General features: G+C 72.0%; 5 protein-coding genes. 1 reads left to right on the top strand and 4 read right to left on the bottom strand.

The genetic code is table 11. The features are described from left to right. Positions 1-23 precede the first annotated feature (23 nt). The gene (locus AB0D32_RS12355; RefSeq protein ID WP_357088390.1) at positions 24-2,207 is read right to left on the bottom strand and encodes a lantibiotic dehydratase; all 2,184 of its coding nucleotides are present in this window, start codon (positions 2,205-2,207) and stop codon (positions 24-26) included. Beyond that, complete coding sequence (locus AB0D32_RS12350; RefSeq protein WP_357088387.1) at positions 2,194-7,593, bottom strand: SDR family NAD(P)-dependent oxidoreductase; 5,400 nt, start codon at positions 7,591-7,593, stop codon at positions 2,194-2,196. The genes AB0D32_RS12355 and AB0D32_RS12350 overlap by 14 nt, the downstream gene beginning before the upstream one ends. A 250-nt stretch (positions 7,594-7,843) precedes the next feature. Between AB0D32_RS12350 and AB0D32_RS12345 the strand changes: the two genes are divergently transcribed. Beyond that, the gene (locus AB0D32_RS12345; protein WP_357088384.1) at positions 7,844-8,779 is read left to right on the top strand and encodes a thioesterase domain-containing protein; all 936 of its coding nucleotides are present in this window, start codon (positions 7,844-7,846) and stop codon (positions 8,777-8,779) included. Here the strand turns inward: AB0D32_RS12345 and AB0D32_RS12340 are convergent. Further along, positions 8,736-9,794: an LLM class flavin-dependent oxidoreductase gene (locus AB0D32_RS12340; protein WP_357088585.1), complete on the bottom strand. Its 1,059-nt coding sequence runs from the start codon at positions 9,792-9,794 to the stop codon at positions 8,736-8,738. The genes AB0D32_RS12345 and AB0D32_RS12340 overlap by 44 nt on opposite strands. Positions 9,795-9,796: 2 nt before the next feature. Further along, positions 9,797-12,850, bottom strand: coding sequence for an amino acid adenylation domain-containing protein (locus AB0D32_RS12335; protein WP_357088582.1), 3,054 nt, complete (start codon positions 12,848-12,850; stop codon positions 9,797-9,799). Positions 12,851-13,029 lie beyond the last annotated feature (179 nt).

Below are 13,029 nucleotides of genomic sequence, written 5' to 3'. Positions count from 1 at the left end.
CGGGCGGCCGGCGTGCTCCACGCTCATCGACCGGACCCGTCCACGCAGACGAACCTGAACTCCCCGGTGTACCGCCGACCGCGGGCGTCCCGGAGCCACAGCTGTTCCGGCCCCGGCAGCATCTCGCTGAACCGGAGCCGGGCGTGTCCCCGGCGTCGCAGTCGGTGGCTGAGCACCGCCAGCGACATGGGGTTCGACAGGTCGACATGGAACGGCTTGCGTTCTCCGGCGATCGTGGCGAACACGTGCCGGGGCAGGCCGAGCTCGTCGCGCAGCCGAGCAGCGGCGGCGTGCAGCACCCGGTCCCGGCCGTCCAGGCGCCCCGCCGGGATCGTCCACGACTCCCGCGCCACGACCAGGTTGTCGACCGTCACCCGTGGCTGGTGGGGGCGGGCCGGCAGCATCCCGAACCGCTGCGCCGCCGCGTGTGACAGGAAGTCGCCCAGCACCTGTACCGCCGGTGCCTCGAAGTCGCCCCGTACGTCGGTCACCACCAGTCCCGCCTCGCCGCGCCGCAGCCGTAGCCGGGCGGCGGGCAGCAACCTGTCGGCCGGCCCGTACGGCGTGTCCGCGGCGAGCCCGAGGTAGCGGTACCGTGCCGACAGGTACGTGTCCGGCGGCACCGTGCGGGAGTTGAGCACGCCGGAGCCCAGCTGGTAGAGCGGCAGGACCCGGTCGTCGCCCATCGCCTCGTCGATCAGCGCGTACAACGCCGGACGATCCGGATGGAACTCGTACGCCGACAGCACATCCATGGTCTGCATGGCGGGATGCACCTCGCCCAGCACCGCCAACGCCCGGCCGGCGCGGACCTGTTCCAGGTCGGTGGCCGCGAACATCAGGTCGGGGCAGTGCCAGCGCGCCTGCGCCCACAGCGGCGGGCCGGCCGGGAACGCCGCCTCGACCCCTGCCCGCAGTTCCTCGCTGGTCAGCTGCACCGCCCTGACGTCGGGGTCGGGCACCAGCAGGCGCTCCCAGCGGTGCCGCAGTTCCGCGGCGGCGGCCTCCGCGGGCGGCGACGACTCGCCGTACGTGGCCGACCTGGCAACCATGTCCATGACGCTCACCAGCGGCACTCCCGCCACCGGGTCCACCTGCGGCGAGAGCCACGCCTCGTACTCCGCGGCGGTGCGGCGGCAGTACCACGCGGCCCCGGCGAGCACGAGGTCCAGCGCCGGTCCGACGTCGGCGAGCAGTTGCGTGCCCAGCGAGACGTCGAGGTCGCCCAGGCAGTCCTGGAACAGGACGGTGCGCCCGGCATAGAAGTCACCGGCCCGGTGGTACGCGTTGCCGCTGGTCAACTCGACGAACCGGGCGTCGAGGCCGGTCAGCGCGGCGTCGAGCGCGGGCAGGTCGTCGCCGACCTCGGCCACCCGGTCCCGCGCCTCGACGACGCCGTCCAGGTCGGCCAGTGCCGCCGCGCGGCGGGCCGGGTCGGTCACCCGCAGCAGCTGGCCCCGCAGCGCACGCTCCGGCTTGACGCCCCGCAACACCGCGAACCCGCTGGTCAGCAGGCGCATCGTACGCAGCCGGTCGAGCTCGGCGAGCACCGTGTCCCGGTCGGCTTCGGCGATCTCCGCCACGACGTCGTCGACCGTCCGGCGGCCGTCGCACAGTGCCAGCACCCGGGCGCGAAGCGCCGACAACCGCAGTTCGGTGCCGTCGGCGAGCAGCAGCGTCTCACCTTCCAGGTGGGTCACCGGCGCCCGTCGCGGCACTGTCCAGCGGCTCAGGTCGTGCCGTTCGTGCAGGGCGTCGGCGACGGCGCGGATCGCCCACGACTCGAAGAACGTGCCGCGTCGCCGCGGTGGCCGACCCATTTCGCCGACGTCGGTGGGCCCGTCGGTCCACCGCCCCCACACGACCGGGCCGAAGAAGCCGATCATGTCGTTCTTGGCGCAGTAACGGGAGGCGTACGCCCACAGCGCCCGGTCCCGTTTGCGTTGCTCGCTCGGCTTTCCCGCCTTCTCCCGGCCCCGGTACCGGCGGCGGTAGACGGCGGGGTTCTGCCAGAGCAGCGCCTCCCGCAGCAGTGGCTGCTCGTCGACGGCCGCCAGCGCCTGCTGCGCCGCCTTCTCGTCGACGTCGAAATCGCCGGTCGCCTCGATCTCCACCCAGTCGAACGGCATGCCGGCGGTACGCGCCACGAGAGTCGGCCACACCCGCCAGCGTTGCCCGTGGCCGAACTCGTACTCAGCCGATCGCATCGGCGGTCCGGTCGGAATCCAGCAGGCCCGCCAGTTTGCGGATGGTCGGATACTCGAACATGTCCGCGGCCGACAGCTCCACCGTCAGCCGTTCCCGGATTCGCGACGCCAACTGCACCACGGTCAACGACGAGCCGCCGAGCAGGAAGAAGTCGTCGTCGATGCCGACCTGGGTCAGCCCGAGCGACTCGCACCACAGCCGGGCCAACTCCCGCTGCACCGGGGTCTGCGGCGCCACGAACGTCGTACCGATCGTGCGGACCGGCTCGGCGACCGTCTCCGCCGCCTCGACCGCCTGCTGGTTGAAGGTACGGGCGACCGCCAACCGCTCCGGCAGCGATCCGATCGACGTGATGACCTGCGGCCCCGGTCGCAGCCCCATGATCCGCCGGAACAGTTCGCCGCCCTCGGCGTTGGTCAGCATCCCGGTGCCGCGGACGGTCTGCTCGCCCCCCGGCCTCGCGGCGGGGGCCGTCACCGACTCGTCGACGCTGCGCAGCGAGTACCCCTCGACGACCACGCAGACCCTGCCGTCGGCGTCGACGATGACCTCGTCGACCTCCATGAAATCCGGGCGCGTCGGGTCGCTGTGATAGGTCTGCACCACCCAGCACCGTTCCGGGATACGGCGGTGCACCTCCACCGACCGGTACAGGAACGGCAGGTAGCGGCGGCCCTCGACGCCGGACAACCCGTAGACCGCCCGGTCCAGCAACGCCGGATGCAGCGCGTACCGGTCCGCGTCGTCGCGCCCCGCCGCCGGCAGTTCCAACTCGACCAGGCCCCGGGTGTCCTTCTCCCAGTACCGGCTGACCGCCTGGAACCGCGGCCCGAACGCGACGAGCCCCGAGTACGGCTGGTTCGCGTCCGACTCGACCAGTTCCTCCCGGAACTCCGCGATGTCGACGCGCTCGGCGGTGGCGTCCGGCACGGAGCGGACCCGGCCGCGGCAGTGCACCGTGGCCGGCTGACCCGCGAGGGCGAAGCTGATCGCGAACTCGAAACCGCCCGCGTGTGCCGGCGACAGCGTGAGCACCCCGGCCACCGCGGCCGTGACCCGCACGGGGTCGATGAAGACGACGTCCTCGAGCCGTACCGGCACCTCACCCCACACGTGGCGGGCAGCCGCGTGGACCATCTCCAGCAGGCTCGTGCCGGGCAGCACCCCGACGCCGCCGATCCGGTGGTCGGTCAGCACCCAGTGGCTGTCCACGTCCAGGTCGACCTCGAACGTCCAGCCGTCCCCGTCGGGCGACGCGCGATGCAGCAACGGATGGTCGAGCGTCGTGACCGTCGAGCCGCCCCGCAGGCGTCGCAGGGTGCGGAACCCCTCGCCGGCGCGGTCGGTCGACACCATGCCGACCTCCTGCCAGCCCCACCAGTTGATCGACACCACGTACGGCGCACCGTCCGCGTGGGAGGTGGCGTACGCGTCGAGGAAGGTGTTCGCCGCCGCGTAGTCGCTGTGCCCGTAGTCGGCCGAGACGGCGACGATCGACGAGAAGAGCGCGATGAAGTCCAGCTCGGGCAGCTGGCCGGCCCGCACGAGCGCGTCCAGCACGAGCGTGCCACGCACCTTCGGCGCCAGTACCCGGTCGGCGGCCTCGGCGTCGTGCAGGGCCAGCAACTGGCCCCCGGCGATGCCGGCGGCGTGGACGATCCCGGTGATCGGGCCCAGTTCGGCCTGTGCCCTCCCCACCACGGACGCCATCGCGTCGGAGTCGGTCACGTCGGCGCGCAGCACCAGCACCCGGGCGCCGGTCGCCTCGATCCGCCTGACCGCCGCGATCTGGCCGCGTACCCCGTCCGGCGTGCCGGGGTCGTCCCAGCTCGTCCGGTCCGGCAGCCCGCCCCGGCTGACCAGCACGAAGTCGGTCGGTTGCCGCGCCGCCAGGTCCTGCGCGACCGCCAGGCCGAGGCCGCCGAGCCCACCGGTGACGAGCAGGACACCCCTGCCCTCAGCCGGCCGTGGCACGCTCACCGGCTCGTTTGGGATCGACGCGTGGTGGTGCACCCAGCGACGGTGCCCACGCAGCGCCACCAGTTCGGCGTCCCCGCCGGCACCGATCTCACCGACCACGGCCACCGCCACCGCCGGAGCGGTCAGCGCCGCATCGATCTGCCGCACCCGTACCGTGCTCAGCTCACGCGGCAGCGTCCGCAACGGACCGGCGATCGTGGCGCCTTCGGGCCGCGCCGGCTCACCGTTGACCGACCACACCCGGTCGGTGACCGCCACCAGTTCCACCTCGGCCCGGAAGGTCCGCAGCATCGCCTTGGCCAGCGCCGCCATCCGGTGGTAGCCCCGCATCGCGACCCGTTCCGGATCGGTGCCCGGGCCGCCGTCGGACACCGCGTAGACGATGCGGTCCGGCAGCAGACCCGCCTGGTGGACCGCCTCCACCAGCAGGTCCACGTCGTGGCTGTCGTCCGGGTCGAACTCGTAGCCGTCCGGCACCGACACGAACCCCGGTCCGGCATACGCGGGCAGCACGAACACGTCCCGCCGCCGGGCCTCCGCGATGATCTCCGCGCCCACCGGGTCGTCGCCCGCGAGGACCAGCCACGTCTCGCCGAGCAGGCTCCCGCCCCGGCGCGGCAACGGCTGTGACCGCCACGCCGGCAGGTACAACGGCGTCAGCAGCGGGTCGTTGGGCACCTCGACGTCGTCGTCGGACGCTCCCGGGCGCACCGGATCCGGGTCCACCCAGCAGCGCCGCCGCTCGTACGGGTAGCCGGGCAGGCTCACCCGTCGCCCGCCGCCCGTCCGCACCGCCGAGAAGTCCAGGTCGACACCGGACACCCACAGCCGGCCCACCGTCGCCGCCAGCACCGTCAGGTCCGTCGCGGTGGTGTCGTTCGGCAGCGCCATCGTGGTCAGCGCGCTCGCCGACCGGCCCTGGCTGGCGGCGTACTGGCGGGCGAAGACGCACATCGACTGCCCCGGCCCGACCTGGACGTGCACCACGTCGGCCAGCTCGTCGAGCCGCGCCAGGCAGCCCTCCAGCCGCACTTCCTGCCGTACGTGGGTCGCCCAGTACGCGGCGCTCGTCGCCTGCTCGTCGGTGATCCAGTCGCCCGTGACGTTCGACAGGTACCGCAGCCGTGGCGCCTGCCGGGGGAAGCTGTCCACCAGCGCTGCCAGGTCGTCGCAGATCGGGGCCATCATCCGCGAGTGGAACGCGTGCGACGTGCGCAACAGGGAGCCGGACAGCCCGATGTCGGCCAGTTCCTGCGCGAACTGCTCGACCGCGGCCAGCTCGCCGGACACCACACACGACGACGGCGAGTTGCTCGCGGCGACGTCCAGCTCGCTCGGCAGCATCGCCCGTACGGCGTCCGCGCCCAGCGACAGCGACAGCATGCCGCCCGGCGGCAGCTCCTGCATCAGCTGCCCCCGCCGTGCGACCAGCCGCAGAGCGTCCGGCAGCGCGAACACGCCGGCGACCGTCGCCGCCACGATCTCCCCGATGCTGTGGCCCAGCAGCGCCACCGGCTCGATGCCGAACGAGCGCAGCAGCTGTGCCAACGCCCATTCCACGGTGAACAGCGCGGGCTGGGTCACGGCGGTCTCGTTGAGCTTCGCCGCGGCCCGCTCGTCGGTGACCTCGGCGTTCAGCAGCTCCCGCAGATCGAAACCGAGCAGCGGCAGAAGCTCGTCCGCGCAGGTGTCGACCGCGTCCCGGTAGACCGGCCAGGTCCGGTACAACTCCCGCCCGGCCCCCGGGAACTGTGCGCCCTGGCCGGGGAACAGGAACGTCACCTGGGGCGATCCCGCGACGCCTGCGAGCGTGCGTACCGTCGGCTCGCCGGTCAGCTCCGCGACCGCCGCCTCCGGGTCGCCGGCCACCACGAGCCTGCGGTGCGCGAACGCGGCCCGCCCCTCCTGCAACGTGAACGCCACGTCGGCCGGGTCGTACCCGCCGTCGCCGAGTCGTTCGCCCAACGCCGCGCAACTGGCGGCGAGGGCGTCGGCGGACCGGGCCGACACCGGCCACAGCTGCGGTGCCGCCGTCGCCGGAGACGCCGTCAGCGCGGGGGGCCGCCCGCCGGTCGTGGGGGGCTGCTCGACGATGACGTGCGCGTTGGTGCCGCCGATGCCGAACGAGCTCACCGCGGCGACCCGCGGCGCGTCCCGGTCGAGCCACTCGGGGTTGGACCAGTGCTGGGCCTCCGTGGCCAGCCGGAACGGGGAGTTCGCGAGGTCCAGCGCGGGGTTCGGTTCGGCGCAGTTGATCGTCGGCGCGATGACGCCGTCGCGTACCGCGAGGATCGCCTTGAGTAGGCCGACGGTTCCGGCCGCCGGGCCGAGGTGGCCGACGTTGCCCTTCGCCGAGCCCAGCCAGCAGTACTGGCGACGGCCGGTGCGCTCCAGGTACGCGGCACTCAGCGCCGCCACCTCGATCGGGTCGCCGACGACCGTGCCGGTGCCGTGGGCCTCGACCATCCCGATCGCCTCGGGATGCACCCCGGCGTCGTCCAACGCGGCCCGGACCAGCTCCAGCTGGCCGTCGACGCCGGGAGCGGTGAAACCGGCCCGCCGGTTGCCGTCGTTGTTGACCGCGGAACCCTTGATCACCGCGTACACGTGGTCGCCCGCCGCCGTTGCCGCCGCCAGTGGCTTGAGCACCACCAACGCGCCGCCGTCAGCGAAGATCGTGCCGGTGGCGCCGGCCGCGAACGGACGGACGTGCCCGTCGCGCGACAGGATCCCGCCCTCCAGGTAAGGGTAGCCGCCGCCCAACGGCAGGTCGATCTGCACACCACCGGCGATCGCGACCTCACACTCGCCGCGGCGCAGCGCCTGCATCGCCTGGTGCACCGCGACCAGGGACGTCGAGCACGCGGTGTAGACAGACACGCTCGGCCCCATGAACCCGAGGCGGTACGACACCAGCGGAGCGATGTAGTCCGGGTTGTTGCCGGTGCTCATGCTGGTCAGACCGGCGGCACGACTGACGGCGCGGTTGCGTTCGATGTAGTCGAGCCGGTACCGGTTCGTGGTCGCGCCACCGAAGACGCCCACCCGCTGCCCGATGCCGCGCGGGTCGTAGCCCGCATCGGTGAGCGCGGTGTAGGAAAGCTCGAGGAACAGCCGGAACTGCGGATCGCAGAGCTCGGCCTCACGTTGCGTGAATCCGAAGAACTCAGGATCGAACAGGTCGAGATCGGCGGCGGTGGCCGTCACCGGTTGGTAACCCGGCGCAGCCGTCTCTTCCGGCGGCAGTTGCCGTGCGCGAGCCACTTCGGGGGTGAAGCGCTCGACAGACTCCACACCGCTTTGGAGGTTGCGCCAAAACTCACGGACATTGCGTGCGCCCGGTAACCGTGCCGCCACTCCGACAACAGCTATGTCGTTGTCGGATGTGCCGTGAGTGTCTGCCACAAACACTCCCTTACAAACTGTTGGGCGGGCCAGCCTTCGGGACGATAGTCGCGCCCCCAGTCCGTGTCAATGGGCCTTTGTGTGACACGCCCGCCGGTCGGTTCACCAGCTACAATGACGCGTGCCAGAAGAAGCCCCGAACCGTTTGAGTAACGAATTTGCCGATTACGCGACGGTCGGCAGTCAAATGGTCGTCGCCGAGGCGATGGGACTGTTACAGCTACCGCCAACCAGCGTCACTCTCGGTGATTTGGGCATCATCGACGCGGAATGGGAACGCATCCAACGCGACCTGTTCGAGATCTTCCACCTCCGCGTCGACCCGACGGCACTCAGCGTGCTCACTCCGGCACAACTCGGTCAGTTCATCGCCGACCAGCCGATCAACCGGCCCGGCCCCCAGTTGCGCCTCGCGGACGGAGGCGGCACCGCGACGTGGCTGGTGCACGGCGCCGACGGCGAGGTGAACTGGTTCCTCAAGCACCTCGACGGGATCGGGTTGCCGACCCCCCTGATCGGTCTGCGCGCCCCCGGCTGGTACGACGAGCCCACGCCCGCGTCGATCGAGGAACTCGCCGCCCGGTACAGCGACCAGGTCCGTGCCGCGCAGCCGACGGGCCCCTACCGGCTCGCCGGGTACTGCGCCGGCGCCGTCATCGCCGTCGCGATGGCGAACCTGCTGGAAAGCCAGGGGGAGACGGTCGAACGGATGTTCTTCATCGACCCGGACCTGCGGCACGAGCCCGCGTCGAGACGCGACGCCGTCATGTTCCGGCTGCACCAGCTCAAGCGCCGTCCCGAACCGGCCGCGCGGCTGCTGCGCAAACCCGCGACCGAGACGACGCTCGCCCAGGTGCTGGAACGGATGGCCGACCCACGGCCCCACCAGGACCCGGTGGAGCGCGTCCTCTACCGCGGGCTCGGGGTCGTCGCCGACATGATCGGCCTCACCGGTGGTGACACGCTGGCACCGGTCGCCAGCACGGCGACCGCCTGGTTCACCGATTCCTACCTGACCTCGATCGCCGAGAGCAAGGACAAGGTCATGGCACACCTCGCCACCATGTTCAGCGGCGGCGTCGACATCCGGTACAGCCCCTCACACACGGAGATATTCGCGACCACCGAATTCCGTGACTGGCTCATTCAGTATGCCGCAGCGGAAACCCACAACGCCGCCAGATAGCCGCCATCTCCCGCAACCCGGCAATTCGCTCGGCCATTGTTGCACCGCGGGGCGCAACCGACAGCGTATTGAGACCGGCTGCGGCGTACGCCCGCACCCTGGCCTCGATCCGCGCAGTGGAGCCGAGCAGGCACGTACGGTCGAGGAATTCGAACGGCACCGCCGCGAGTGCGTCCGGGTCACCTTCCTGGAACAGCTTCCGCACCCTGTGCGCCGCGTCGCCGTAACCGAGCCGCTCAGCTTGTTCGACGTAGAAGTTGCGGGCATTGCCACCCACGCCCAGGAATTGGGCAGCATACGGCCGCACCTGATTCGCGCACGCCTCCAGGTCATCGCCGACGGCCATTGGCAACGTGGCGACCAGATCAAACTCGGATCTGTCGCCCGACGCCCGGTTCCGGCCCGTCGCGATATGCGCGAGGGTCTCCGCGACACCCTCCGGCGGCAGGAAGAGCGACAGCGATCCGTCGGCGATCTCCCCGGCCAGTTCCAGGTTCTTCGGCCCCAACGCCGCCAGGTAGATCGGCAGGTCGCGCCGCAACGGGCGCATCGTCAACCGCTGCGGCTCGCCCGGCGCGCCCGGCAGCGGCAACGTCGTGTGCCGTCCCGCGAACCGGACCGGCCGGCGGGTCAGTACCGCGCGGACCACGGACACATACTCCCGGGTACGGGTCAACGGTTGCCCGAAGGGCACCCCGTACCAGCCCTCCGACACCACCGGGCCGGAGATCCCCAGCCCCAACCGGAACCTGCCGCCGCTGGCCAGGTCGAGCGTCGCGGCGGTCATCGCGGTCATCGCCGGCGCCCGCGCGGGAATCTGCATGACCGCGGCGCCCAGGTCGATCCGCTCGGTCTGCGCGGCCAGCCAGCCCAGCAGCGTCGGCACGTCGCTGCTGTACGCCTCGGCGAGCCACAGCGCGTCGTACCCCAGTTGGTCCGCCGCCTGTGCCAACGTCAGCAGATCGTCGAGACTGGTCCGGTCGTGCAACATACCGAGGTTGAGCCCGAGCCTCATGGTCACGCCCCATCCGATTGACGGCTCAGCACGAATCCGGCGAGCGCCTGCGGTGTCGGTGCCGAGAAGACCGCCGACAGCGACACCTTCACGCCGGTCGACCGGGTGACCTGCTGCGCCAGTTTCGCGGCGAGCAGCGAATGACCACCGCTGCGGAAGAAGTGCGACTGCTCGTGCAGCTGCGGTGCCTTGAGGATGCTCCGCCACAACGCCACGAACTCACCCACCAGACCGTCGGCGACCGGCGCGGCCTCGTCCGCTCGGGCTCGCCGAGCCGCTGCCCGCTGCTCGGCCATCGCGGTCAGCGTCGGATAGTCCACCTTCTCGTTGCCGGTCGTCGGCATCGCCTCCAGCACCGCCACGTCGGTGGGGACCGCGTACGACGCGAGCTGGTCCTTCGCGAAACGCCACACGTCGTCGGCGATGTCGGTGCCGGCGCCACGTACGAAGGCCACCAGACCGCCGTCACCGCTCGGGTCGCCGGCCAGCACCACCGCGGCGGCGCTCACCCGCGGATGCTGCTCCAGCACCGCCTCGACCTCGCCGAGCTCGATCCGGTGGCCCCGCAGCTTGACCTGCCGGTCGGTACGTCCCCGCAGCTCGAGCGTGCCGTCGTGCCGCCAGCGGCCCACATCGCCCGTACGGTAGAACCGGCCCGCACCACCGAGCTCACCGAACCGCTGCGCCGTCAGCTCGGGGCGACGCAGGTAGCCGATGGCGACGCCGTCGCCGCCGATGCACACCTCGCCCGGCATTCCGGGCGGCTGCGGTCGGCCATGCTCGTCGGCGATGACCACGGTGGTGTTCGCGATCGGCCGCCCCACCGTCACGACCGCCTCGACGTCGGTGACCAGCGCGCTGGTGGACCAGATCGTCGTCTCGGTCGGCCCGTACACGTTCCACAGCGTGCAGCCGGTCGCGAGCAGCGCCCGCGCCAGGTGCGCCGGCAGCAGCTCACCGCCACAGAGGACCCGGCGTCCCCGCAGCCGGCCCTTCGCCTCCTCCACCACCAGCCGCCACGTCGTCGGCGTCGCCTGCAACACCGACACGTCGTAGCGCTGCACCAGGTCGAGCAGGACCGCGCCGTCGCTGCGGGCGGCGTCGTCGGCGACGACCACCCGCCCACCGGCGACCAGGGGCAGGAACACCTCGAGAGCGGAGATGTCGAACGCGTAGGTCGTCAGCCAGAGCAGGGCGTCCTGGCTGGTCACGCCGATGTCGACGAGGTAGTGCCGCACCACGTTCGCCAGGTTGGCGTGGCTGATCACCACACCCTTCGGCAACCCCGTGGAGCCGGAGGTGTAGATGACGTACGCCGGGTCGGTCGGCACCGGCGGCGGTGCCGACGAGTCGCGCTCATCCGGATCGACCTCGTCGAGCCCGATCACCCGGCAGCCGGCGGGAACCACGCCCGGCGGTGGCTCCTGGTCCACGAGCAGCACGCTGACCTGGGCATCCGTGAGTTCGTACGCGAGCCGCGCGGCCGGTTGGTCCGGGTCGAGCGGCAGGTACGCCGCTCCCGTGCGCCAGATGCCCAGGGCCGCCGCCAGGCACGGGAAGCCCCGCTCGGCGTAGAGGCCGACGATCGCGCCCGCGCCCACCCCGGCCCGGTCCAGCAGCGCGGCGACCCCGGCCGTCCGCGCCGCCACGTCACGGTACGTCCACGTCACGCCGTCGCGATCGACGATCGCCGTCGCTTCCGGCCGGGCCGCCACCTGCGCGGCGATTCCCTCCGCCACCGTGCTCAGCGGGTTGTCGACCGAGGTCGCGTTGGCGTCGTCGACCACGACCCGATCCGCGGCACTCCAGACGTCGAGGCCCCCGACCGGCCGGTCGAGCTGAGCCGGCAGCCGTTCCAACACCGCCTCGTACCGCGCCAGGAGCGCGGCGACGTCGTCCGCGTCGTGGACGTCCGAACCGTAGACCGCCTTCAGCGTGACGCCGTCGCCCTCGCGCATCACGACCAGCTCGATGTCGAGCCGGCTGTGATCGCTGTCGACCTCCCACACCTCCGCCGCCAGTTCGTCCCGGCCGCCGGTCATCGGCTCCGCGGGCGGGCGGTGGTTGAACATGTGGCGGAACGGCGGCACCCACCACGCCGCCTCGTTGCGGGTGTGCGGCGTCTCCAGTTCCTCGTACGAGACGTCGGCGTGGTCCATCGCGGTGAGGAACAACCGACGGACCTCCCGGACCAACTCCCCGAAGGTACGCTCCGGCGCCACGTCCACCCGCAGCGGCAGGGTGTTCATGTAGTAGCCGACCGCCCGCCGCGCCGCGCCGTCCCGCAGGTCGACCGGCACCCCGACCACCAGGTCCCGGCCCGCGCCGTGCCGCATCAGCAGCACGTAGTACAGCGTCAGCAACACGATGTTGTCGGTCGCGCGGCACGCCCGGCGCAGGTCCCGCATGCCGGCGACCGCAGTGGCGGACAGGCGCCGGGTGACAGTGCCGCCGGTGAACGTCGGGGTCGCCGGGTCCGGCCGCCCGAACGCCAACGCCGCCGGTACGCCCGGCAGGTCCGCCAGGTGCCCGTGCCAGAAGTCGAGCGACGCCGCCGTCGGCCCGGCGAGCGCCGGCGCCGGTCCGGGCCCGGCGAGTTCCGCCGGCGGTCGGCCGTCGGCGAGCATCGCGGGATACAGGGCCGCGAACTCCTCGATCAGGACCGCGCCCGACACCGCGTCGACAGCCAGATGGTGCAGGCACAGGCAGATGACGTCCCGGTCCGGGCACCGCACCAGGACGGCACGGACCGGGATGTCCCCGGTGAGGTCGAACGGCCGCGCCGCGGCAGCCCGGCACACCTGGCCGGCCTCGTCCGCCGCCGCCTCCACCAACTCGAGCGGCACCGGCACGGACTCCGCCACCACCCGCGCCGGCAGCCCGTCAACCTCGACGAACCGGGTCCGCAGCGCCTGATGCCGCCGCGCCAACTGGTCCAATGTCGCCTGCACGGCCGCGACGTCCAACCGTTGCGTCGTGACCAGCGCGAGCGGCACGTTGTTCACGCCGCTGCCCGGCAGCAACCGCTCCAGCATCCACAGCGCGTTTTCCTTCACGGACAACACGGTTCACCTCGAACGGTCGGCGGCGAGGGTGTCAGGGCAGTCGTCGTGAAGCGGTGCGTCGAGCACCAGCAGCGGGGTGGGACGGAGGGTTGCCACCCGGCCCAGGCGGAGCACTGGGGATCCCGGCACCTGAACCCCCTGAGACACGGCTCTGAGCCGCCCCGCGACGA

It is taken from the genome of Micromonospora sp. NPDC048170 (genome assembly GCF_040652795.1).
Taxonomy (GTDB): Bacteria; Actinomycetota; Actinomycetes; order Mycobacteriales; family Micromonosporaceae; genus Micromonospora.
The sequence above is the reverse complement of the archived record's forward strand: the minus strand, read 5'-3'. Positions and strand labels throughout refer to the sequence as shown.